Annotated in this window: 14 protein-coding genes; 6 read left to right on the forward strand and 8 right to left on the reverse strand. The window is 57.7% G+C overall.

Annotated features, from left to right (window positions below):
* Positions 1–70 precede the first annotated feature (70 nt).
* The gene (locus M9920_11260; protein MCO5052871.1) at positions 71–1108 is read left to right on the forward strand and encodes a TIM barrel protein; all 1038 of its coding nucleotides are present in this window, start codon (positions 71–73) and stop codon (positions 1106–1108) included.
* A gap of 87 nt (positions 1109–1195) precedes the next feature.
* On the opposite strand, the gene M9920_11265 is transcribed toward M9920_11260, so the two are convergent.
* Both M9920_11265 and M9920_11270 read right to left on the reverse strand, forming a co-directional pair.
* On the reverse strand, positions 1196–2656 hold the full coding sequence (locus M9920_11265; protein ID MCO5052872.1) for a hypothetical protein: 1461 nt from the start codon (positions 2654–2656) through the stop codon (positions 1196–1198).
* A 306-nt stretch (positions 2657–2962) separates the two neighbouring features.
* On the reverse strand, positions 2963–3520 hold the full coding sequence (locus M9920_11270) for an SHOCT domain-containing protein (GenBank protein MCO5052873.1): 558 nt from the start codon (positions 3518–3520) through the stop codon (positions 2963–2965).
* 286 nt (positions 3521–3806) lie between these two features.
* Here M9920_11270 and M9920_11275 point away from each other — a divergent pair, with 286 nt between their 5' ends.
* The 3 genes from M9920_11275 to M9920_11285 all read left to right on the forward strand — a co-directional run bounded on the left by M9920_11275 (position 3807) and on the right by M9920_11285 (position 11381).
* Positions 3807–6809 carry a hypothetical protein gene (locus tag M9920_11275; GenBank protein ID MCO5052874.1) on the forward strand — a complete coding sequence of 1001 codons (3003 nt, stop codon included), beginning with the start codon at positions 3807–3809 and terminating at the stop codon, positions 6807–6809.
* 169 nt (positions 6810–6978) lie between these two features.
* Entirely contained in the window at positions 6979–10077 is a 3099-nt protein-coding gene (locus M9920_11280; GenBank protein ID MCO5052875.1) for a c-type cytochrome, read from the forward strand.
* 38 nt (positions 10078–10115) lie between these two features.
* Positions 10116–11381 carry a hypothetical protein gene (locus M9920_11285; protein ID MCO5052876.1) on the forward strand — a complete coding sequence of 422 codons (1266 nt, stop codon included), beginning with the start codon at positions 10116–10118 and terminating at the stop codon, positions 11379–11381.
* A 194-nt stretch (positions 11382–11575) separates the two neighbouring features.
* On the opposite strand, the gene M9920_11290 is transcribed toward M9920_11285, so the two are convergent.
* Positions 11576–14218: a hypothetical protein gene (locus M9920_11290; GenBank protein ID MCO5052877.1), complete on the reverse strand. Its 2643-nt coding sequence runs from the start codon at positions 14216–14218 to the stop codon at positions 11576–11578.
* 186 nt (positions 14219–14404) lie between these two features.
* Here M9920_11290 and M9920_11295 point away from each other — a divergent pair, with 186 nt between their 5' ends.
* Together M9920_11295 and M9920_11300 are read left to right on the forward strand one after the other, a co-directional pair.
* A complete protein-coding gene (locus M9920_11295; protein ID MCO5052878.1) occupies positions 14405–15031 on the forward strand; it encodes a hypothetical protein in 627 nt (208 codons plus the stop codon).
* Positions 15032–15035: 4 nt separating this feature from the next.
* Entirely contained in the window at positions 15036–15959 is a 924-nt protein-coding gene (locus M9920_11300; GenBank protein ID MCO5052879.1) for a HaeII family restriction endonuclease, read from the forward strand.
* A 6-nt stretch (positions 15960–15965) separates the two neighbouring features.
* Here M9920_11300 and M9920_11305 read toward each other — a convergent pair whose 3' ends face one another.
* From M9920_11305 to M9920_11325, 5 genes are all read right to left on the reverse strand, one after another.
* A complete protein-coding gene (locus M9920_11305; GenBank protein ID MCO5052880.1) occupies positions 15966–16286 on the reverse strand; it encodes a hypothetical protein in 321 nt (106 codons plus the stop codon).
* A gap of 48 nt (positions 16287–16334) precedes the next feature.
* Entirely contained in the window at positions 16335–17066 is a 732-nt protein-coding gene (locus M9920_11310; GenBank protein ID MCO5052881.1) for a DNA adenine methylase, read from the reverse strand.
* Positions 17067–17535: 469 nt separating this feature from the next.
* On the reverse strand, positions 17536–19884 hold the full coding sequence (locus tag M9920_11315) for a glycoside hydrolase family 99-like domain-containing protein (protein ID MCO5052882.1): 2349 nt from the start codon (positions 19882–19884) through the stop codon (positions 17536–17538).
* Positions 19885–20067: 183 nt separating this feature from the next.
* The gene (locus tag M9920_11320) at positions 20068–23538 is read right to left on the reverse strand and encodes a hypothetical protein (GenBank protein ID MCO5052883.1); all 3471 of its coding nucleotides are present in this window, start codon (positions 23536–23538) and stop codon (positions 20068–20070) included.
* A 136-nt stretch (positions 23539–23674) separates the two neighbouring features.
* Positions 23675–25045, reverse strand: coding sequence for a hypothetical protein (locus tag M9920_11325; protein ID MCO5052884.1), 1371 nt, complete (start codon positions 25043–25045; stop codon positions 23675–23677).
* Positions 25046–25298 lie beyond the last annotated feature (253 nt).

Below are 25298 nucleotides of genomic sequence, written 5' to 3' on the forward strand. Positions count from 1 at the left end.
GGTTCAGTCAACGCCCGGCAATTTTTGACTTCCTTTCATTGCCGGGCTGGTTAATGTGCAGCGGTAATCTATGGCAAAGCACACTTACAAATTCTGTTTCGGACCGTGGAACATCAGCGAAGGTCAGGACCCTTACGGGCCGCCGGTCCGCACCCCGCAAACTTTTGATTGGAAACTCGCCGCGCTCAAGCGACTCGGATATGACGCGATGATGTTCCATGACGATGATGCCGTGCCGGAGGTCAGCAGCAAATCCGACGCGCAAGTGCGCAAGGAGACGCGGGAGCTGAAGAAGAAGTTGCACGACGCCGGCGTGGCGGCCGAATTGGTGGCCCCGCGGCTCTGGTTTGACCCCCGCACGATTGATGGCGCCTACACGAGCAACGATCCCAAGTGCCGAAAGTATGCCATCGAGCGTTCCCTGCGCACCATTGACATCGCGAATCAGCTCGGCACGAAATTGATTGTGCTGTGGCTGGCGCGCGAGGGCAGTTACATTCGCGAATCCAAAAACGCCCGCAAGTGCGTGGATTACCTGGTCGAGGCCGTCAACCGGATGCTGGCTTACGACAAAAAAATCCGCATCTCCATCGAACCCAAACCCAACGAGCCGATGGATCACGCCTACATTCCCACCATCGGGCACGCGCTGGCGCTGGCCCAGCTTACCGACGATCCGAAGCGCGTGGGATGTTTGATCGAAAGCGCGCACGCGATTCTGGCGGGATTGGATCCGGCGGATGAAATTGATTTCGCCATGGCGTTCGGCAAGCTCTGGTCCATTCACTTGAACGATCAAAACGGACTGAAGTTTGACCAGGACAAGCCTTTCGGCAGCGCCAACCTGCGCGTGGCCTTTAATCAAGTGCGCGCTCTGGAACGCAATGGTTACGGAACGCGCGGCGAGTACGTGGCGTTTGACGTGCATCCGTTCCGTCCCACCAAACCCGAGCACTGGCTTGCGCATCTGGAGAACAGCCGGCGCACCTTCCTGCGGTTGGTGCAAAAGGCGCGGACGTTCAACGAGCCGCAGGCCCAGGCGTTGATCAAGGATCGTAATTACGCCGACCTCGATCAAATGGTGATCGAACATCTGCTCGGCAAATAAATTCGCTTTCGCCAAGGCCACGAGCAGAACACGGTTCGTGGCCTTTGGGTTTGCCGCGTCCCGGCTTCGCCAGCGTGCCGGTGAATTTTAAGCAGGTACCGGTTTAGCTGAGGACCGCGCCCGACCAATCGTCAAGCCGGCAACCGTCAGCACCACGGCGCAGAGCGTGTAAACGATTGCGTTCGGCGTACGGGCCGTCCACTTCGCCCAAAACCACGGGTAATGGAAGAACGCGAAGTTCAATCCAAAGTACAGCCACGTATTTAACAGCAGGGCGTATCGCGCGAACTCCCGGCCCGACGTTGCGCCATTGGCCCGGCGCGCAAACCAAACCGCCGCCAGAGTGGTGGCGACCACCGGAAGCGCACCATACCATAACCAGCCGGCGAGTCCGCCCATCGCGTGTTCTTCGTAAACAAGTCGGAGAATGGTTTTGCCCGCAATCGGAATGACCGTGATGGGCAAAGCGATCAATAACGGCCACCAACGTCCGCCCGCCACAGCGACGAGTGGGATGAACGCAATGATCAAACCCGGATCGTAAAGTTCGTTGGCCCAGGCGATATCGGTAAACTCGCCGATGATCAACATCGTGACGTGCGCGAGAACCAGCAGCCATTCCACCGGCGGCTTGATCGTCACCAGCGGTTCGGTATCCATGCGGATTAACCGCCGGTTCAGCCACAGCCCCAATCCCAGACTCGCGCCGAGGACCAGACCGAAAGTGGTTTCCATCCAGTTCCACCAGTTCATCAGCGGATCAAGTTGCGCCCAAAAACCGGACTGGAACATTTCCCGATTCCATGCGTGAAAAGATTGAAGGCATTGCCCGAGTGGAAAGCCAATACCGCCCAACATTCCCCACAACGTCAGATTTCGCGCCAACCGGTCGCGTCGCACCCAACCGATCCAAAGCCACGCCGCCAGCAACGCGAATAATAATCCACCCCAGACTTCCGGACGCGGTTTGAGTTCCGGACCGGCGACGGGATGCCAGTGCCACGAACTGGAAAAATAAAGGCGCGGCAGAATTTTATTGGCGGGATCGTAAGGTTGATTCAACAGCCACCAGCCCAGGCCGTAGCTTGCGCCCAGCCCCAGCATCAATAACAGGATTTCGCGCCACGAATAACGGCGTCCGCCCAGTCCCATTCCGAGGAACAGTCCGGCAAAGCCGATCCAAATCGCGCCTTTGATGCCGACTCCGAGCATTCCCCAGCGCCACGCATCCCAATGGCCAACGAGCGCCGGGGCTTGGGTCAGACCGAGGGTTTGCCCGTAGGTCATTGAGCCTCCAATCCCGATGGCGATTGTGCCAAAGGCCACGGCCCGCGTGGCGGCCAGCAGCGAGGCGCGCGGGGTCATTAAAAATACCAACACCAAACTCACCAGCAGACCCGCGATCATCGCGCCGGTTTCGTGACCATACTGACCGCGAATGCCCCAACCCAGGCCGCCCGCCAACGCCGCGAGCAGCATGGGTTGCCAGAACGGCGGCGCGGAATCTTCAGTGATGGGGGACGAAGGAGGAAGGTTGGTGGCGGTCATGAAATGGACAATTCGTGTTGGCGCATCCGGTTTCGGGATAATGGTCGCTGCTTCTTGTAAGCCGAGATAGCCGTCCCGCTCAAGCGCGAAAAGAAATGTTACTGAAAAGAGGCGCTCTTTGAAACTGTCTCGTTTTCACGTAGCAACCTCAGAATGGATTGATGAGAAATAGGCTAAGGATGAGCGAAGGAATGACTCCTGGTGAAATTGAAATAGTCGAAGGTGTGGCGGATGCGTTGCGTTACAGGTGGCGATAGTGCGATGCAAAGTGGGGACGAAGCCATTACGTCGAGTTTGAATTTGCAGCTATTGGGTTCGTGCGTCGAGCAAGCGTTGCTTTTCGCGTTGAAACTCTTCGTCAGTGAGCAGCCCTTTTTCTTTCAGTTCTCCAAGTTTCTTAAGTTCGGTGTAAAAATCTTGATCTTTTGAAACGGTTAAGGCGGTTTCGATATCGGACGGCCTTCCCATAGCGTCATGGGCGGCTTGTGTGCTAACCGATACTGATAGGGCACTCTGGCCAGATTGTTTTGTGGCCGTGGTAGTGCTAACCAAACGGAACCGCAGATCCACTTGCGGCCACCTACCAAAAGCTTGCGGAGTTTCGTTCACGGAAACGACTTCAGCGACCATGCCCTTAGAAGCAGCAAATTTATTAGCAGCTTCATAAGCTTTCGATCGAAGCACTCCAACCGGTGTAAATCCTGTCGTGCCTGTCTTGGTTACTGTGTATGTTCCTCCACTTGAAGCCATAATCGAAGAACTGGTGGAGCATCCAATGAAAAGCGTGAGGCATGGGGCGGTAAAAAAGACGATCACCAAAGCCCTTACCCAAGCCACGTTTAGAAAACTAAATAATGTTTGCATGACAAATAGCGAGGTGAAGGAAAGCAGCAATCACACCATATTCACTTTGGGAAGCGCATGAATAGCAGAAATAATGTTGAAGTCACAGATGAGTGCGGCGACTCGAAGAATTGTTTGACACGGTCTGGTTAACGGAATGTGACCACCTCGGCCGCAATGGTTAGCGCTTCGCCAACTTGTTGAAGCACTTGCATATGCAAATGCCGGTCGAGTGAGACGGGAAACCGTGACGAGTGGATTCGGCGGTTGCGCTCGGATGGGCTTGTCCGCCAAGCTGAGGCAAATTATGAACGATTCCATCTGGCATGGGCCGGCGGGCCGATTTCGTCGCACGCGTCGCGAGTTTCTGCAACAGCTCGGCGGCTTGAGCCTCACCATTTCTGCCGCGCCGCTGCTGGTGGGTCGAGCCGGGGCGGACCCGCAACCGGGACTTCCCGATTCCGTCCTCACGTTTCCGGGGCCGTGGCAGTTTCAATTGCCTCGTCGCTCCATCATTCTGGTGAGTGATCAACAGCTTCGCGATTTACAGGATCCGGATCGAGCCGTGGATTTAAGCGTTAGCACGACGCCCAATATAAAATCGCTCCGTCAGGTTTGTGAACAGACCCAGGCGGCGGGCGGGCGCACGGTTATTTTGGCGTTTGACGAATTCTGGACCCAATATCGCGCCGGGCAGGGCGGCCAGCCGCGGATGCTGACGCCGGATACCGATGAATACATCCAATGCGTGGCGCGCTTGGGCGAAACACTAAAGCATCATGGGTTGGGATTTGAATTGAGTCTGCTCAGTCCGTTGGAAATTGGCCGAGATTACGAGCGACAAACCGGTGAATCGGGTTGTTGGGTGCAATATCGCGAGGGCTACCGGGATCCGGCCACCGGACAATACACGGTTTCGCTCTGGGAGCAGCGGCGTTGGACGAATAACAAAGGCGCTTTCGACATCAAGCGCACCGGGGTGCGCGTGTTTGCGTTTCGGGAACGGCGCGTGGGCGGAACGAATAGTTACGTGGTGAATCCCGACGACATTGTGGAACTGAAAGCCGCGCCGCAAATCGCGACGGACGCTTCATCCGTGGGCAGCACGCAGGCGCGACGTTTGACTGTGCAAGGCCGTGGTGATACGAACGTCGGCGCGTTGGATCGCGTGCTGGTTGTGGTGCGTTATGCGACGCCGGAGATGGATTACTTCAGTCCCCAGGCGCTGCCGTTTCTCAAGGCCCTGGTTGGTCGTTACCACGCGGCGGGCGTGCCGCTCAACGGCCTTTACGCTGACGAAATGCACATTCAACAGGACTGGGGCTATTTCAGTCACCACGACGCGGGACAATTCGCCTTCCGTTATCTCACGCCCAATCTGTCGCGGCGGTTCGCGGAACTTTACGGCGCCGAGTTTGCCGACCTGGAAAAATACCTCGTTTACTTCTGCTACGGTCAACACGGTTTCCGGCCGGACTTGGAAGCGCGATTTCCCGCGCAACACGTCCTGGGTGCGGGTGCTGATGAAATTCAAAAGACCTTTCTGCTGCGGCACCGTTACTTCGATCTGCTCCAGCAAAGCGTCGTGGATCTGTTCGTTCAGGCCAAGCGCTTCGCCGAGCAAGAGTACGGCCACGAGTTGGAGTCGCGCGCTCATGCCACCTGGGCGCAGAGTCCGACGATTGATTACTGGCACACCGGCGGTTTGCGCAAGCCGCCGCGTCAATACGAGTACACGCCTGATTTTTTGTGGTCGAACACCGTGCAGCAATCGGCGTCCGCGTGCAGCGATTACTTCGCGTGGAACGATTTTCTCACCGGGGGCGGCAACGACCACGCGGAGGGCGGCTGGTCGGATCGCAATTACTACGGCGTTGCGCTGGCGTGTTCGACCGGGATTTTGAATCAGGTCCCCTACGCTTACGCGGCGGCGTGGGGGATGCCGGGCGAAGTGTATCGTCGGCATCAAGCGGTCTGCGATGCTTTCGGAGCGTCGGCGAGTCCGTGGTTTCAGATGGTGCAGGACTCGGAACATCGCGACGTGGACGTGTTGATGCTTTATCCGCTTTCGCTGGTTGCCTGCGAAGAACGGTTCGGCTCATGGATGGTCCAGTACGGTTACGCAAATTACGTGACGCCGCGTAAATTGTTGGAGCGCGGCCGGGTGCTGGATGACGGGCGCATTGAGATGGCTGGACGCCGTTTCGGCACGCTGGTGGTTTTGTTTGAACCGTTGCCGCCCGCCGAGCTGCTGGCGTTCATGGAAGCGTTTGTCGCCCGTGGGGGCAAACTGGTTTGGTCCGGTCCGCCGCCGCGCCTCGACTTTGCCGGCCAGCCGGTTCTCGATCGCTGGCAAAAACTTTTCGGTGTGAAACGGACGACCTTTGGGCTCGAAGGACAAGCTGCACCGGGGCGGTTGATTCGTTTCGGCGGCGCGCTGCAGTCGGTGCCGTCACAAACCGTACTCACGGATTTCCTCGTGGATTTGACTTATCCGGTCGAAGCGGAGGCAGCGGCGGAGAGCGTGGCGCTGGTGAATCAACAGACGGTCGGGGTGCATCGCCGCGTCGGCAACAGCGGTTCGACGACGTTTCTCGGTTTTCGTCCGCGTGACGATCAGGCCGCGTCGCTGGGCGAGGAGGTGCGGACGTGGTTTGAAATTCTGCTTGCGCTGGGAGCGTATCCGAAATCGCGTCCGGAGCTGTCCCGAAATGACAATCCCAGCGTCGTCTCGCGCACCACGCCCTACGTGGCGTGCCAGTTCCCGAACCGCACAACGGCGGTTGCGGTACATTACCGTTCGCACGAAGAAAGCTGGTCGGGCGGATTTCACCGTGACGCGGAGAAAGACCAGGAAGCGCTCGCGCAGAATCCGTTGCCTTCCGACCGGCTCGAACTACGCGACCTGGCCGTGAGTGGACATCGGGTTGATTTTACTGGAACGCTGGCGTTCGCGTTCCGTTTGGATGCGCGGGAGAAGTTGATCGCCTTTGCTGGTTACGATTGTGCGCAGATTGCCATTGACGGTCGGACGCATACTTTTGCCGATCAACCCGTGGCCTTGGCGGCTTGGGCGCCGGTGCAACGCGAACGGCGGGTCCCCGGCGGCGCGGTTTTGGAACTGTGGGTGCAAGGCGCGGCTGAATTTCAAATCCCCCTTGCTGAGGGCGTCAATGCCGGGCGTTTGTTTAATGCTGGGGACCGGCCCGGCTCCGTCGGGGCGGCGGTTGCCGGCACCATTGCGGATGGCACGCTCCACTTCAAGTCGTCGTCCGGAGGTCGCCAGCACCTGTTTTTGGTGACGGCCTGAATCAGCCGGGTTGAGGTTGAATCCATTAAAAATGGGCGCGATTAAACCGGAAGCGGAAGTTCGGAATGTGTCGGTCTCCGACCGCCAATATCTTTTGTTCGCAACCTTGATTCGTTGCGCGACATCGTTACACTGCATCCCCAGTCCGAATATACGTCCATTAAATATCATGTGTTCAAAGATTCGCCGCTCGCTGGTCACCCTCGGGGTCGTGGTCGCTCTCACGCAAACCATTTCCGCCCAAACCGCAGAATGGATCTGGCATCCCAATCACGGCCAGGCCACCGCCGATCAGGAGCAGCGGATTTTCCGGAAAGCGTTCACGCTTGATGGCAAGGTGGAGCGCGCCGTCCTGAGCGTGGCCGCGGACAATCACGCCGACGTGACCGTCAATCAGTCGGGCGCCCGAACCGTCAACGGACATGAACGCGCCACGCAAATCAATGTCACTGCCGAGCTGCGCTCCGGCAAAAACGTGATCACCATCGTAGGACGTAACGACGAGGGAGTAGCCGGGCTATTGGTCAAACTGGATATTTCCCTGGCGAACGGAAAACGCCAAACCATCGTCAGCGACACCAGTTGGCAGGCGTTGTTGCCGCCAGCGGCGACTTGGGACGTGGCTCATCTTCCTGCCGATGGTTGGGTGGCGGCCCGCAGTTTGGGCGCGGTGGGGATAGCGCCGTGGGGCGATCCCTTCAAGTCGGCGCAAGCCACGCCTGCGGAAGATCTCGTGGTGCCGCCCGGCTTCAAAGTGGAATTGATTCACAATGCCGCCGCGGACGAGGGTTCATGGATTTCAATGGCGGTGGATCCGCAGGGGCGGCTGACGATTTCGCCGCAAAGCGACAGTCAACCGTTACTGCGCTTTACCTTGGATCGGAAGGGACAGGTGAAGAATATCGAACCGATTCCCGCACCGCTGCATCAGGCCATGGGCATGTGTTACGCCTTCGGCAGTCTGTACGTGAACGGTCACGGACCGGACGGCACCGGGTTGTATCGGGTCACCGATACCAATCACAATGACCGCTTCGATCCGGAGGAGGTCCAGTTTCTGAAGAAAATTCCCGGCGAGGGCGAACATGGCTATCACGCGGTGTTGCCCGGGCCGGACGGGATGCTCTACATGATGAACGGGAATCATACGAAGTTGCCTGACGGCATTGAACCCAATTCGCCGCACAAAAATTATCAGGAAGATTTTCTGCTGCCCCGACTTTGGGATGCGAATGGTCACGCGGTGGGAATCATGGCGCCGGGCGGTCAGTTGCTGCGCACGGATCCGGAAGGGAAGAAATGGGAATTATTGCTGGCGGGTTTTCGCAATTCCTATGACTTCGATTTCAGTCCGGAAGGGGAAGTTTTTACGTTCGATAGCGACATGGAATGGGATTGGGGGCTGCCGTGGTATCGGCCCACACGCATTCTGCACGCGGTGCGGGGCGGCGAATATGGCTGGCGCTCGGGTTCCAGCAAATGGCCCGAATACTATCCCGACAGTTTGCCGGCGGTGGTGGACATCGGCATCGGCTCGCCCACGGGCGTGAAGTTTGGCACGCACAGCAAGTTTCCGACGAAATATCAGCGCGCGTTCTATGCCGCCGATTGGTCTTACGGCCGCATCATCGCGGTGCATTTGCAACCGGACGGAGCGAGTTACACCGGCACCACGGAGGAATTTGTCAAAGGCAAACCACTGAACGTTTCGGACTTCGAGTTCGGCAAGGATGGCGCGATGTATTTCGTAACGGGCGGTCGCGGGACGCAGTCGGGCTTGTATCGTGTCAGTTACGAGGGCAAAAAGCCGGGCTTTTTCACCCGACTTTTCACCCGGGAAAAACCGCTGGTGCCGCGCGCGGAAGCCAAACAAGCGGCGCAGGCGCGCAAGCTCCGCCATCAACTCGAGGCGCTCCAAGGGCAGCGGGATCCGAAAACGGTGGACTTCGTCTGGCCGCACCTGGGCAGCAATGATCGGTTCATCCGTTATGCCGCGCGCATTGCGCTCGAATGGCAGGAGGTTCATCAATGGCAGGAACGCGCTCTGCGTGAGGCCGACGAACAAACCGCGTTGACCGCGTTACTGGCGCTGGCCCGGTGCGGCGGCCCCGAAACGCAGCCACGGCTGCTGGAGGCGCTCGCGCAATTTCCATCGGCAGCCTCAGAGGAGCGGACGTTGGAAAAGCTGCGGATTCTCGAACTGAGTTTCATCCGGCAGGGACGCCCCGATCCCGAACTGGCGGCGCGCGTGATCGAAGTGCTGAACGCGCATTATCCGGCCTCCAGTTTCCGGTTGAATCGTGAACTGTCCCAATTGTTGGTCTATCTGCAAGCGCCCGATGCGATTACCAAAACCCTCGCGTTGCTGGACCAGGCGGGCACGCAGGAGGAACAGGTTTATTACCTCTACACCCTGCGTCAGGTGAAATCGGGCTGGTCTCTCGCCCAACGGGAACAATACTTCGGCTGGTTCGGCGCGTTGCGTCAGGGGAGCAATCCCGAGATCACCTACCCGCGCGGCGGTGTTTACAACGTCTGGACCAACCAGGCCCACGCGCGTCAGGTGCATCCGCCCGAACTGATTCAATGGTTCAAAGACGTCGGCCGCGATTATGGCGACGGCGCCAGTTACAACAAATATCTGGTGCGAATTCGTAAGGACGCCATCGCCACGTTGACCAGTGCCGAGCGCCAGCAATTGCAATCGCTGTTGGAAATCAATCTGGACGGCCCCGTTTGGAAGCCGACCAAGGAGCGCCGCTTCGTCAAGGAATGGTCCATGCAAGATCTGCTGCCGGCTTTGTCCGAAGTGACGCACGGTCGCGATTTTGCGAATGGCAAAGCCGCTTTCAACGACGCGCAATGCGTCGCCTGCCATCGCTTCGCCAACGCCGGCGGGTCCGTGGGGCCGGAGTTGACCGGGGTCGGCAGCAAGTATTCGTTGGAGAGCATTCTTGAATCCATCATCGAACCGTCGAAGGTTGTGTCCGATCAATATCAGAATTCGAACATCTGGAAAAAGGATGGTGACGATGTTTCCGGCCGGATTATAGATGAGAACGCCGAGCGCATCATTGTGTTGCCGAACATGCTGACGCCGGAAGTCACCGTCGAAGTGCCCACCGCTGAAATTGCCCGCCGCGAGCCATCCAAAGTTTCAGCGATGCCGAGCGGTTTATTGGATAGTTTGAGCCGGGAAGACATTCTGGATTTGCTGGCTTACCTCCAGGCCATGGGGCAGGCCGGCGCGCCAAACTTTAAGCCGTGAGTTGTGCGCCCATAATCAATAACCTGCGGCTTTGATTTATGAATACCGTCAAACAACTGAAAACCATCACTCGTCACACTCAAGCCAAGGTCGCGGCGGAATTGTCGCGCACCGGCGGTTTGCTGCGCCTCGCGCCCAACTGGGTGCCGCGTTCCTTCCTCCAACCCGGTCTGCGCCTCAAATTGCATCCGGACGACACGTACGCCTATGGCGCGAATCGCGGCGGCATTGACGAGCGTTGGTTCGCCTCGACCACCGAGGCGGCGAACGAAGGTCGCGTGCCGGATGAAGGCTTGAGTTATTGCGTGGTTGGTCGGGAGCGGTTCACCTTGCGTCAGGCGGTGGAGGATTCCGGTGCCGCGCTGGTGGGCAAGGCCATTTGGGGCAAATACGGGCGTTGGCCGGTGTATTCCAAATTCTTCGACAACATGGGGCCGATCCCGCATCACATGCACCAGAACGCCGCGCAGGCGAAACTGGTTGGTCAGGAAGGCAAGCCGGAGAGCTATTACTTCCCGCCGCAACACAACAACGTGGGCAATAACTTTCCTTATACCTTCATGGGATTGGAGCCGGGCACAACCCGGGCGCAGGTGCGTCAGTGCCTCGCCAATTGGAATCGGGGCGACAATGGCATGCTCGATTTGTCCAAAGCCTATCGCCTCAAACCGGGCACGGGTTGGCTGATCGGTCCGTGTATTTTGCACGCGCCCGGCTCGCTCTGCACCTACGAGCCGCAATGGGGCAGCGATGTGTTCGGCATGTACCAAAGCCTGGTGGAAGGGCGTTACGTGCCGTGGAATTTGTTGGTCAAAGACATGCCCAAATCGAAGCATCGCGACCTGGACTTCATCGTGAACCAATTGGATTGGGAAGCGAACGTGGACCCGAACTTCAAGGACAACCATTACCTCGAACCCGTGCCCGTGGCCGATACGCGCCAGGAAGGTTTTGTGGATCGCTGGATTGTTTATGGCAAAGTGAAAGGCCGCCAATACTTCACCGCCAAGGAACTCACGGTGGACCCCGGCGCCAAATGCACCATCAAGGATCGCGGCGCCTACGGCCTGATCTGCGTGCAAGGCAAAGGCACGATCAACGGGCTGCCGCTCAATTCGCCCAAACTGATCCGCTTCCACGAATTGACCGAGGACGAATACTTCTGCTCGGCGGATGGCGCGCGAGCGGGGATCACCTTTGAAAACACCAGTGAAACCGAGCCGTTGGTCACCTTGCGCTATTTCGGGCCGGACGTGAATCCCGACGCGCCAGTCATGGGCGCGTATCGCAACAACAAATTCTGATTCAACGCATGGGCCGCGCGCGGCCGCGTTCACAATCGTAAAACACTCGGTGTTTGAGCGCTGCGTTTATGCGCCGGATCACACCGTAGCTGGCGTGGCGGTGAGGGGGATGTTCCGTTGTCTGCTGATGAGGCAGGGGAATGGCTTGGGTCGTCATTTACGATCGGTCGCCGCGAGCACCGCTTTCGTGCGGATCAATGCTGGAGTTCCAAAACAGCGACGGATTGTGGCGCGACTTCGATTTGCCAACGGTTGCCTTCGCGTTTAAGCGTTGCGTTGGTGAGCAATTCCTTGATCAAGCGGTCCGAAGTGCTTTTCCCGTCATCGCTCAACGTGATGAATCCAGCTTGTGCTTGGGCGGTGTTATTGAACACCGTCAGGTAACTGGGGTCCTGGCCGAAACTGCCGAAGCGTTCCAACCAGAGCTGTGGATTGTCGCCGGTGGCGGCGGTGATGGGTTGCCAGCCCGCCGCCGTGAGGCGCTGAAACATTGGAATGTATTTTTTAAATAACGCGCGGTCGCGATCATACCAGCGTTTGGTCGAGGCCCAGTAAGGATCTTTTGAAGCGGCGTCCTGATCAAAAAATCCCGGCCAGACGCCATAAAACAGGCAGCGTTGAAAGTAACGCTCAACCCGTTCCGACGTGAACTGCTCGTAATCCGTGTTCATCAGGAGGCAGTAGGGTTTCTGGTAACAAAGTGCGCGTCGGAAGTTCATCACGGCGTCGGAGTCGGGCAGGTATTCACCGCGCGGCAGCCAGTTGACCTCCGTGCCGAGCACATCCAGCCACGGCGCGGGGAAGGAGTAATTCCAAAGTACCGCGTTGGCGAACATGAGTTTGCCTTCGCGATGCATCTGCGCGGCGATGTCGCGCGCAAATTCCCAGGTGTTGAAAATCATCAACTGCGCCGGGCGTGCCTCGCGATCGAACCCGAGCGGTACCGTGGCCGTGCGAAAATGATCGCGACGATAATTCAACTGCGTGGCGGACATTTCCAGCGAATCCAGATACACGCCATCCAGTCCGGCGTTCGGCGCGTTGGTAGCGGCGGGCGCGTTCCGTTTGAAGGCGGCGGCAATATCCCGGCGCATGATCGAGGCTTTGGTGAATTTGAGTTCGTTCGACGGGGCCAAATCCGGGTCCGGACTGAGCGTGAATACGCCGCCGTCGCACCAGGGCGCTTTGACGAGGTAGAGCGAAAATTTTCCGTCCGCCGTGTGAATGCCGCTGGTCAACGTCGCCGCCGCCATGGCCTGTTGCTCCGCGCTGCGCGCGCCGGCGAGATCGTTGGTGAGTACCTGCATGGCGCTCTCGTAAGTGCGCGGTACTTCCGGCGGTAACGCGATCCAATAGCTCATCGGCTCGACATAGACGAAGCTGGCGATGTCGTGCTGATCGTCAAACGCCACGTTGGGTGCGCCTTCCTGAAACGCGAAGCCGAAGTCCGCAAAACCTGGCACTTTCGCGATGTCTGTGAAGGGCATCCAGAGGCCCTCGCGGCGTACGCGCTTGGTAAATTGTTTCGGGAAGATGTCGTAGTACTTCTGCAACGCGGCGCGGAAGCCCCATTGCGGATCGAACCGAAAACAGACCAGGCGAAAATCCGCGCGACTTGGAAAGTGGACCGTATCTTTCACCAGAGCAAAATCGTAGGCGATGAAGAACTGTCGCGTGCCGGCGTGATAGACGAGCCGATATTGGGCCGGTTGAGCCATGTCGAGCGCCAGCGCCAGACCGACGGATTTATTCCAGATCGCCGCCAATGGATACCGCGACATTTTGTTGTCCGCGCCACAACCGACATTCACCAGATTGGCAAACTCATAGTTGTCGCCAATCTGACGACTCGCGCGCATGTCGTCGCCCCACTGCCAGCCGGTTGCGTCCACCGGCAGCGCAAACAACAACGTGACGGCTCGATCTTCACCCGACAGATCGGTGAGGCGACCGGTGATGACGAGGTGGTCGGATTCGTTTTCAATTTTGGCGTTGAGCTTGAGTTTTAGCTCGGAGCAAAGGCCATTGGCGAAATCAAACAAGTCCGAGTTCGCGGCAAAGTCGCGAACCAGAAAACCGGACGGCGCCGTGGAGGCCAGCTCGGTGCCGCCAATTTGCAGCGACGTGATGGTGTTGTCGCGCGTGGTCAGTTTCAGGCCGTCTTCGGTTGTGTAAGTGCGCGGAGACGCCGTTGGTTGGCGCGGCCCACCCGCTGGAGGTTGAATCGGCGTCCCTTGAAACATGAACGCACCCGCCGGAGTTGAAACCTCTTCCAGCGAGACTTCATCAAACCACACTTTGCCGGTGTGTCCACGGAACAGGCAATGCAGCGTCAGCGACCGGATGGGTTTATCCGGCAGCAATACAAACTGCCGATGTTCCCAGTCGTGCGTGCCGCAATTGAAGCTGACCGTCTGTCCCCAAAGCGTCGTGCCGTCCGCGTAGATGAGGTCCACGTAGAGCGAGTAGCCGTTGTCCGGACTGCCGGTGACGTTTTCCGCCTTGCTCCAACCGCGAATGATCAACGGCGCCACGTGAGTGCGATTGAGCGTGAGGGTCTGGCTTGCGCCGAATTCGCCCTCGCCTTCGTGACGCTCGCATACGACGGCTTGGGAATGGTTGCGGCCTTCGCCGGGCGCAGCACGAAAACCTTGCTGCCAACCGTACCAGGACTCCAATTTTCCCGACGCCAGAGCTTCGAACCCGCCGTTCTGGAGCAATTGCGCCCCGCCGCCTTCGGCCGGCTTGACCACGTGCAGCACGGATTCAGCCTGTCCCGCCAATGCAGCCAACCCAAAAGCCAGAAGGTAGAACGATTTCATTGCAGTACTCGTCACAATTGTTTAGACGTTACACCGGATATTGTCGAGTGCGCCAGCCGCCTAACGAGCGAGAAGATGTATAACGCAGTATTAATTCCGCTTGAGATATTGGGGCGGCCACAAAGCGCGTTCACCTATTAAAGCCAACCGAACTAACTTTTCGCTTTTACTGACCTTTGACTCTTCTACACTTGGAAATTAATGACTCGCTACGGAACTGCCGAACTTTACGGATTTGACTTCGCGTCGTTATCTCCACAACGCGTGCGCGAGCTTTCGTCTGCTAATCATAAAAATACTCCATGTCCGTTCAAGATAAGAGAGGCTGGCAAACCCATGCCAACGTGCAGTAAAAAAGGTGGAGTCTGTTCGCTGCGACAATACACCCAGAACACCCACGGCCTTGTAGTGCCTTCCGGCATGCCAGTGACTACCTGTCCGTATCGTTTTCTTGAAAACAACGTCATTTTTGAATGGATTGGGAAGTCGTTACTGGGCACAAAAAATCCAATCGTTATTTCTGAAGTGCCGTTTTTAATGGAAGAGGAAACGATCCCCGGTGAAGGAGAGAATCCCGTTGGCAAGATTGATAACGTCCTGGTCAACTTTGCCGGTGGTGTATTGGAATGGTGCGCGTTGGAAATCCAGGCCGTGTACTTTTCTGGTAAGAGTATGGAGAACGATTTTGCGTTGATGCGCACTTGGACTGGCCCAGGCGTTCCGTTCCCACAGGCTCAACGGCGTCCTGATTTCCGCTCTTCCGGACCCAAACGACTCATGCCACAACTGCAAATCAAAGTGCCGCGCGGCGACCAGTGGAACAGCTGAGGACATGGGCAAAAGCCTAAAAACACCACCAGCGAACACCGAAGCATTCTGTCACAGTGAGGTTGACCGGATGCTGAAGTATTCACAAACGAAGGTCATCATGCCCGTTGTCACGCTGGGGCTGCTCACCGTTTTCAAGGAGACAGGCCAGAAAAAATTTTCGGATTCAGAAGTTAGGAAAGCATACGAATCGGCAGTCAAGGGAATGAAAGCATATTTGGGCCACGACGTGCATGTCGGAGCAAAGTATTACGACGCTTATGGCCTACGGATGTCCCGCTACAGCGTGCTCAAGTCAATTGGGCATTTGAGATACGAGTTACTGCCACCTTACGTTGACCACGCGGAAGCGCTCTGCAAATGGATTCCTTCACGGATTAAGCGCCACATTGAAGAACGGTTGGGTGTAGTGCCGATGCTGAACAGCCCCACAATCCGCATGGCTTACTCCGACGACCGACAACGGTTTGTAGAATTGCTCCGAGAACAAATCGACAAGATGCCAGCCAACTTCGAGATTTTTAGCTTTGCAGTGATCAAGATTCACTTGGAGAAATTTGCGTGCAAAATCTACCGAGACACACGAACTGCCGCGCATGACAAAGGCGTCGACCTCTCCACCAACTTCGGCGTCGTTTACCAGATCAAGAAGCTGCGGATTCAAACAGAGTCGGATGCCGACCGGCTTTACGCGGAACTCAAGCTAAACTTTGATCAAGAGCGACTTCAGGATGGCAATGTAATCCTTGTGATCGACGACATTTCAAAAGCCGTAAAGCAATATCTCATCGACATGAAAGTTCAGTCCATCAGCAAGGATGAGTTGCTGAAGCTTGCAGCCAACTTCGATGAACCAGAAGACCGCCAGAAAGTGCTTCGAATTGTTTACGAGGAGTTTCGTCGCGAGTATTCGAGCAGCATCAAGTAGGCGCTCCTAATCTCGGGGAGTCAGAACGTCCGCTGCGAGCGCCCGCCCCGTGACAATCTGTTCAGCAGCCGTGACCGCTTCGCTTTCAGATGCAAACGCTCTTTCCACTTTCGTGAAGTAGTCCAAGGGAAAGTTGCCTTCGACGACTGATGTCGTTGCGCCACCAAAACCATCTGCCTCCACCACGAGGAGTTCGTCCGCATTTGCTTTCGCTGTTGCCATGAAAACTACAGCGTTGGGCGGGCTGATTTCGAGTTCACGTCGGAGCGTGTCGGCCTCTTGCTGAATCCGCCGCAGCCTTTGAATTCGTTGATCGTCAACCGGCATTGGTGTCCTTTCTATTATGTTGAGACGATTTGTGCTTCTAAGCGTGAACTAATTGGCCAAATCCCTCCCGATGATGAGTTTGTCCATCCTGGCCTGTCCATCCTGCTTCATTGCGACGGCTTCCAGTTCAAAACCGAACTCGCGCACCAAAGACACAATCTCGCGGGTGTTATCGTAGGTAAGCAACACATCGCCTTTTACTTTCGACAGCAGTTCAAAAAGGGCGCGATGGTCCACCTGCCAGTGCTGATATAGGCGTCGAGCCGCAACGGTATAGGGCGGGTCCACAAAAAAGACGGCTTCTTCAACGTCAGCGTAACGCCGGATGATCTCCAACCCATCGCCCTCAATAAACAAAAACCGGCTCCGCATCTCAGCAATTTCGCGAATTCGCCGCGCCAGCGTTTTGGGGTACCAGCGCGAACTCAACCCCTTGCCATTTTCTCCATTCTTAACCAATCCGGCCCCAGACGCCATGATGCCGCCGCGCTGTACGCGATTGCGCAAGATTGTGGCAAAGGCGCGTTCGCGCAGGCTGTTTACTTTATTGCGCAAAACGCCCATGACATTTTGCTCGGTCAATTCGAAGCGCTCGATTGTGTCCGCCAACCAGCGGGCTTGACCTCCAAAAACAGCCTGCCAAACGGCGGCCACATTCGGATCGTTTTCGACAAGGACAACATGCTCTGCCAAGAATTCAAATCCAGCTGTTAGACCGACGATTGCTCCACCAGCAAAGGGCTCTATCAGTATCGCCGGACGTGGAGTTTTGCTTCGCAACCACGATCGGATGTAAGGTACCAACCAAGTCTTACCGCCAGGATACCGGAAAGGTGAACGCTGCGGGACTGAAGCAACATTAACCGGCTTGCGAGTATCCAGATCTTCTGCAGTCCGATAAGGGCGCCCGTACTCCTTTAATGCCGCAGTTCCAGTTTCCGAGTCGAGTTGGCGCGCAAACTCTAGAATCCTTGTCGCCAAAATTTCCGGAACTCGGATCACCGTAGTAGGACCGGCTGCCCATTTGGAGCGGTAAGTTGTGGGTGAACGCGCCATAACGCGACCACTTGTTACAAGGGCTCGATTTTTAGATCAAGCTATTTGTTACACGGGTTGCAATTCTTCCAGAGCAGTCCTGATTCGTTACTAATTAAGAAAGAACTTTTCGGCGGAATCGCAATTTTTTAGCCATGTGAACGTTCCCGTTTTGTAACCAGTTGGCTCCATCACCACTTCGGCAACTCAAATTTCATTCCCGCACGCCAAAAACCTCCCGCACGGCTTCAAGATATTTCATGCCGTGGACGGTGTCTGGTTCGAGGTAGCTGCCCTCGGTCCATTCGTTCCAGCAGTTGATGTTTATGATCCGCGGTCCGTCCGGACGGGCGAGCAACCGTTGTTTCGCCAACGCCAACGCGGCCCGAAATCGTTCCGGCGTATTGTCGCCGATGGTGTTGGTGAAGGGATAACCGAAATTGCCGAACGTGTCACTTTGCTCGCAGCGCGGGCTGGAATCCCAACCCATCGTCACGTTCGGATAATACGGCACGCTGAACATCTTTTCCGCCTGATCCCAGTAACCAAAATACTGATCGCGCACCCAATTGTAATCGGTTTGCTGTTCCGGCAACGCCACGTGATGCACCCAGACGTAGGAAGTGACCGAATCGAAACCCAGATCGCGCACGAGTTGCGCCGGATCGGTGGGAGTGCCTTCGCCGGGCAGAATAGGTTGTCCCCAAACGACCGCGTTCAGGTGCAATCCCGGTAGGCCCGTCGCAATGGTTTTGGCGCGAAATTGATCCAGGGCCGCACGCGTGGCGGGCACGGAACCAAAACTCTCCAGTAACTTGGTGAGTTCGTAGAACGAAAAGTACGGTTTGCCGGCGATGCGCCAGTAGGAGGGATGTTGGAAGTAATCCTTGATGAGGTGATCGCAAATCTTTTCGAACGTGGCCGGGGTCACTTTGCCGGGAAAGAGTAATTGCTGCGGAGTGCCGCGTTGGTAAGGGTGGATTTCCAACCAGTCGTGGTTCGCCCACATCAAACCGAATTTGAGGCGGTGGTTGTTGGTGGCGTTGAGAAAACCCCGATCAATCGTGCGCTCCAGAAACGGGCCGTCATTGTAGTAATACCAATCAAAGATGAACGCATCCACCCCGTGATCGGCGGCAGCCGCGATTTTTTGCGCCATGACGTTCGGATCGGATTCATCGGTATAACCCCAGAGCGGTACCTTCGGCTGATCATGACCGGGGAAACGCGGTCGCGCGGCTTTCACCAGTTCCCATTCGCTCCAGTTTTTACCCTTGCCTGGCAGCTTCGAGTTGCGCGCGTCGCCGGGATGATAATTGCCGAAATAATAACTCGCGACGGTGATGGGATGCGGGTCGGTCGCATCCGGGTGTGCGGCGGTTGATGCCGCGACGCCCGCCGCGCCGAGGCCGTAGATGTGAAATTCGTGGCCGGTGCTGCCTTCATTTTTATCGGCCAACAATTCGAAGCGCACGCGATGTTGGCCCGGCGTCAGGTCTCGCGCCACCTCCTGCGTTTTACGGTAGCCGCCCCACGTTTGATCAAACCAGCCTTCCAGTTGCGTGGCGTTGCTGCCATCCACCGTCACGCGTGCCCGTCCCATCGGACCGCGAATGACGTGGTGCATGGTCAGCACCGTCGTGCCGGCGATTTCGAATTCAATCACGCTGCCGGGCTGATCACTTTTCCAGCATTGCCGGTCCGCATCCAACACCCAGCCGTGATTTTCCACCGGCTCACTGACGTTGGCTTCACGGAGTGTGACGTGTTCGTACGCGTCTGACACCAACGGCGGTGGGAGTGGCTTAACCACGGGTGCCGCGGCCTGGTTCGGCATCGTTTTCAACGTGTCCGCCAGAAAGCGCGTGATGAACTGCGCGGCGTAACCGTGCCCGCGATCGTTGGGATGCACCGTGTCCGCCTCCACGTCGCTCCACTGGAGGCGCTTTGCTTGCATCTCCGGCCAGAGCGCGTCGCGAAAACTGATCATGGGCAGCGCGTAATGGCGTCCGATTTGCGCGTGCCATTCCTGGGCGTTGCTGCCGTTGTGGTGCATGGTGAACAGCAATAGCACGGCGGGTTGACTCGGTGCTTGCAGAATCTGACGCACCAACCCTTCCAACGTTTCGGCGCAACGCGCCTGCTGGGGATCGTTCACCGCAAACTCGACCACCACGAAATCCGGATGACTGGAAAGCAGATCGCGCGATACCCGCAATGCGCCATAATCCGAACCCGTCGCGCCGATGCCCGCATTGACGAAGTTGATTGTGGCCTGCGGAAATTGCCGGCGCCACCATTCCGCGATGTGATTGCCGTAGCGGAACTCCGGCTGACTCGCCAATGCCCCCTGAGTGATCGAGCCACCAATGACCCCCACGGTTACGACGTCGCCGCGCTGCGCCTTGGCAAGCGCCCGTTGAACTCTCGCCGTATCACCTTGACTCACCAGGGCGCGGGAATAGATCGAGTCATCCATGGCGGGTTCGGTTTGCGCCGTTGCGGCGACTAACACCAACTGTGCGAGAAGTAATCCCCAAGCGATGTGATGGCCAATTTTCATTTCAATTTTGAATGGTTCGGTCTGGTTCGTTCGTGTCAACGGGAGAAGCATATTGCCAAACTTGGACTCCTGTAAACCGTTTGACGGACGGTTTCATCATCGGCGCGTTCCAAGGCAACCCGGTTTTCCCTACAGGACCCGGTTGTGTCTGATTCGAAAACTCGCCGTGAACAATGAGGCGGCTCATTGTGCCGCGTCGGACGCGATGAGCAGGCGCACGGGACCGAGCAAACCGGATTCCAGCAAGGGCGTGTCCGGAGTGAACGGATTCCACGTCGTCCAGGCCACGCGCTTTTCCTGCGGCAAGGCGGCGTCACCGATCAGTCGGTTCGGCCACAAGTTCGCCACTTCGATTTCGAGCTGATTGTCGCCGGCTTGCAACGCATCCGTGATTTTTACGCGGAAGGGAGCTTTCCAAACCGTGCCCACGTCGTGACCATTTAGTTTAACTCGCGCCATGACTTCCACCCGCCCGAGATCGAGATGCCATTGTTGCCCGGACGCGCCCGCTTCCCGGTCGGCTTTGAAAGTCGTTCGATAAGTGGCCACACCGCTGAAATGGCGCACGCCCGCATCCGTGTGTTTTGACCAATCCGTGAGTGCCTCGAAGGTCGCTTGCGCGGGGGCGCCGCGGTGGGCTTGGAATTGCACGCTCCACGGACGCGTCAATTCCAGCACGGAGTTGAACTCATCCCAATTGCGTCGCTCGTGACTGCCGCCGGGGGGTTGGCCCGATTTGCGAAACACCACGAACCACGAATCGTGCGGACCGAACTGCAGCGGCACGAAGGTTCGTCTCTCGCGTTGTTCCCAATATCGCGCCGGACGAATTTCTCCGGTCAGCGGATTCCATAGTTCGGGAACTTTGTCTTGAGCGCGAAACGCCGCCGTGGCGATGCAGGTTTCAGCATTGCGATTCGCGACGAAATAGAACTCCGCCGCTCCGTCGCGGCGATGGGTGTAGCGCAGCGGTCCGTCCGACTCGAAATCCGGCGGCACGCCGTCAGCACGCAGTAACGCCGCGAGTTCGGCGTAGTCAGGATAAACCTCGGGAAATTCTTCCACGGCCGCCGGGCGACCCCAAGGCGACATACCCAACGCGCCCAGTTCTATCGCCGCACTCCAGTCGCCATCACTTGCGGGAGCGGTTTGCCAATCGGCGCTGACGCGCGTTGTCGCCTGCCAGGTGGCTGCCGACGGCACTTCCAGTTTTGTGCCGTCCGCAAATTGCACGCGCAGGGACGCGATCAAGCCCGCCGGGTTTGGCGCATTACCGCTGTTCGCCACCAGAACCGCGATCACATTCGCTCCTGGTTTGAGCCGCGCAGCGACGTCGTATTTCTGCACTTGATGGAAATTATCAGCCGCCCCCAGCTCATGTCCGTTGAGCCAAAGCGTGAACGAATTGTCAGCGGTGAGCGCAATTTGTGCGGCGGCAATTTTGATATCAGGCAAGTTCACCGTCCGGCGAAAATAGCGTTTGCCAACCGGCGCAGCCACAGTCGGGTCGCCTTCCTTGAACCAAATCCATTTTGCGTCCGCCAACGGATCCCCGGCAAATGCGTTGACTGGTTTGCGCTGGGTGGACCCGCTGCCGCGCACGACGCGGCCTTGACCCAAACGCCGCTCGCGTTCTCCCGTCGTGCCCCAAATCTCCGCCGCCAATTTCTGTACCTCCGCGTCGCAATGCGGATAGTCCGTCAAGCTTGGCGATTGCCGCGGCGGCACGCCATAGACCGTTGCTCCGGCTTCGATGAGCGCTTTCACTTTGGCGAGTAACGACGGCGTCATCAGGTCCACCCGTGGCAGGGCCAACACGCGATAGCTTGTGCCGTTGGCGAAAGTAATCCGTCCGTCTTTTACGGTGGCGCGCGATCTCAACGTCTCCGGGGAACACGCATCAAAGTTGTATTCGCGGCGATCCGGCGGATCGCCCACCACGGCGGATGGAGGCGGACGAAAAACCTGCGGCGCGCCTTCCGGAGTGAGATACAAAATGTCCGCCACCGCTTCGCCCTGGCGCAGCAGCACCTGGCAGCGAGCCAGGTAGCGATGATAATCGCCGCTCAGGTCCCACCAGGTTTGGGTGCGTTCCCAATGCACACCATACGGCCCCATCGTCATGCCGGGCCAGCGATTCAGCCACGGTTGATGCGCGTAACGATGAAACGCGATGCGGTTCACCCCGGCGCCAAAGGCCCAATCGCCCAGCCCTTTCAAATTGCCCGGATGCAAACGCCAGCGTTCCCTGTCGTCCGAAGTGAAGGATTCTGCCGCGACAATGGTTTTACCGCCGGTGTGCGCGAGGGATGCCGCTTCAAAGCAACTGAACCAGGTGGCGAAGCCGCTTGCCCAAAACTCGCCCATCGGCACATCCGCCACCGCACCGAGATTCAAATCGGCGGTTGGGTTCATGTCGTAAGGTTCAATGGAAAGGCCGAAGCCGTGCTGGTGAGCCAATGCCTTGAGGTGCTCGGCGTGGTTTTCAATCACCAACTCCTGCGCGGTCTGGCGCACATCCCAGAGAAAGCGTTCCGTGATTTCCCGGCTGGTCACGATGCGCCCCGTGTATGCCGGCAGAAACCGCAGCGGATCGTAACCGCGCCGCTTTTCAAACTCCTGCCGAAATGCCGCGCTCCAGTTCTGTGCGCCCATTTCCCAACTGTCAATGTGCAGCGAAGTCCAACCGACGTCGCGGCGCTGGTCCGGACCAAGCTCGCGCCGCAACGCGCCGACGAAATGCTCGAAGTGCGCGTCCAACGCGGCGGCATCGAATTTATCGGATTCCAGCCCCAGACCCGGTGCCGGTGCCGGTCGCGTGTTGGCTCCGGTGCTCGTGCGTCCGAAGCGCATGACGGTCCAACGGCCCGGTGGCGCGTTCCACGTCAATCGCCCTTGCGCATCCAGATGGCTCGTGAGGTCCAGCATGGTGTTCGGCGCAATGGCCGCCGGGTCCGACTCCGTTGCGTCCTCCACATTCATCGGAATGAACGGTTTGACGCCGGGCCTCGAAGAAAATGGATCGCGCACGTAGAGCGCCTTCTGTTCTGAATCCGAAATGCGCGCGTTACCTTCCGGTGTGGGAAAGGCGAGTACGGCGACATCGCGATAAAATTCGTTTTGCGCTTTGATTAGCTCTGCGGGCAATCCGCCCGTGCCGAAGTACGGTTTACGCGGCGGGGGCTGCGGCAGTACCGCGTTGAAATGGGTTGGCCCAAGCACTTCGGTTTCGCTGGCCACCAGGAACTGCATGGATTGTTCGGGCTTTACCCACGGCCCGCCGCTGCCGGTCCAGCCGGGGCCGGCGTTCAGGGTAATTTGCAGACCTAATCGCTCCGCTTCCTGCACGGCATGTTTGAAATTTTGTCGCCACTCGGCGCTCATGAATTTGACCGGTCCTTTCGGAACGCCCACGTCCACCTCCATCATGATCACGCCGCCCAGTCCCGCGCGTTGCATGGCTTCCAGATCGGCGGTGATGCCTTCCCGACTCGAATTGCCATCCATCCACATCCAATACGTCCAGGGCCGCGCCGCCGGGGGCGGGTTATGAAAATCCTGCTCCAGTGCGTCCGTCGCGTGGACCAAGCTGGCAGTCACAACGGCGAGCGCCAAAATGGGAAGCAGCGCGGTGAGAGAAGGTCTGGATTTCATAAATAAATTCTCCGGCGATTTTGTTCGATCACATTTTGTGGTGCGCCGTGAAAGAATCGCAAACGCTTTTTCCAGGAGCGGGCCATAATCGGTGGAAGACGATGCCGGATGATTGAGCGGCTGCGCTCCATTCGCCTCATGGCTCCAGCTTGCGGAGATGCAACACCGCGTCACGTAACTCCGGTGATTGAAAAGCGCGGATCGTGCCTCCTTCGATTTCCGCTGCATCAATCAGAAATTCGCCGGTTGCTGGATTCATCCATTGCACCTTGAACTTATGGCCCGCCGCCGATGACAAATCCACGGTAAACGGCGCGTTGGTTGGCGTATAGACCACATATTCCTCGCCCGGCGCCGTGAGGCAGATGCCGGTACTCGCCACGTTCTCGTCCGGGTGCATCCGCCAGAAACGCACACCGAAGTCGTGGAAAAACCGGGCGCAATGACCGGCCAGGTCGTAGGCGTGATCGCGCGCCAACGCCTGCTTCGCGATGGCCGCACGCACATCCCAACCAAAGCTGGGATCGTTCTGATTCACCCAGCCGGCCCCCGCTAAAACTGTTTCCCAGACGCTGCGACGAACCTCCGCCAGCGACGGTTTCACGCCATCGAACTCGGGCACCGGTTCACTGTAAAGATACGGTTTGGGCGGTGCCGTATGGAAACCTTTGGCGAACACCGGGAACTTCCCAATCCAACCTTGCGGATGCAGCGTGATGACGTCCACCCGGGCATCCTGATGCGGAGCATCACCATGGATGCCGTCCGTGTTCGAGAGCAGCAGGTTGTCGCAACGCGTGCGGAAAAACTCGAGGAAGTGCTGCTCGTGGTGGCGGCGCGCGACGGCAGCATACCATTCCCCCTCGTTGAACAGCTCAAAAATGACGTTGGAAAACGGCGCGAGTTCGCTGATGAGTTTGGCGCAGAACCGTTCCTGGAAATACTGGTTGCGCTGCCGCCAATTCCACGCTGCGTCAAAATCCGACGGCATCTCCCGCTCATAATCTGCCAACTGAACGTATTGTCGTTTATCGGACAACGGCCCGTTGCCCAACGCCCCATTGAACGGATGCCCGGCAAAGGCCTCCTTCGTCCAGCCATCGTGCACCGTGATCAACACCACAATACCGCGACTCTCCGCGAGTGCTACCAGCGCTTTGAGCCGTTCAAAATAAAGTGGGTTGAATTGCAACAGGTCGAAATCACCGGCATCGGGCGAACCGCGCCACGGCCACAACTCCGGGGCGTCGTAGCCGATGCGCCGATCGTGCTGTTGCATTTTTGCGTTCGTGCCCTTATACGCCCAGAGCATGAGCAGATTGATGCGGCGCTCGGCCAGGGACTTCACATAAGCGGCTTGATCGAAGTTTGTGCCGCACTCCATCCAACCCTGCGTCACCGAATCGCCCACCAACAACAACGGCTGACCGCGCCAGCTCAGATAATGCCCCGCCTGCGGCCCCGAAGTAAGCACGCCGACTTTCTCTCCGCCCAGTGCCAGCGACACGGCGAGCAACCAACAACCAAGAATCCCGTTTCTCCAAACGAATGAAAAGGAGCTGACTGTAAACCGATGCTGAGCGCGTTTGCAGCACCATCCTACCAGCTTGGATGGATTTGTCACCGCGGTGGACTCACGCGAACCGGCAGGCTTTTTGGGGACTGCGATGCTTTTCATGGCTGTCGGATATTGAGAGAGAGCATGATCTTGCCCGCAAAAATGGCAGAAATCCGTAGATTACACCACCGTCAATCTTGAT

Source organism: Verrucomicrobiia bacterium (genome assembly GCA_023953615.1).
GTDB lineage: Bacteria > Verrucomicrobiota > Verrucomicrobiia > Limisphaerales > JADLHS01 > JADLHS01.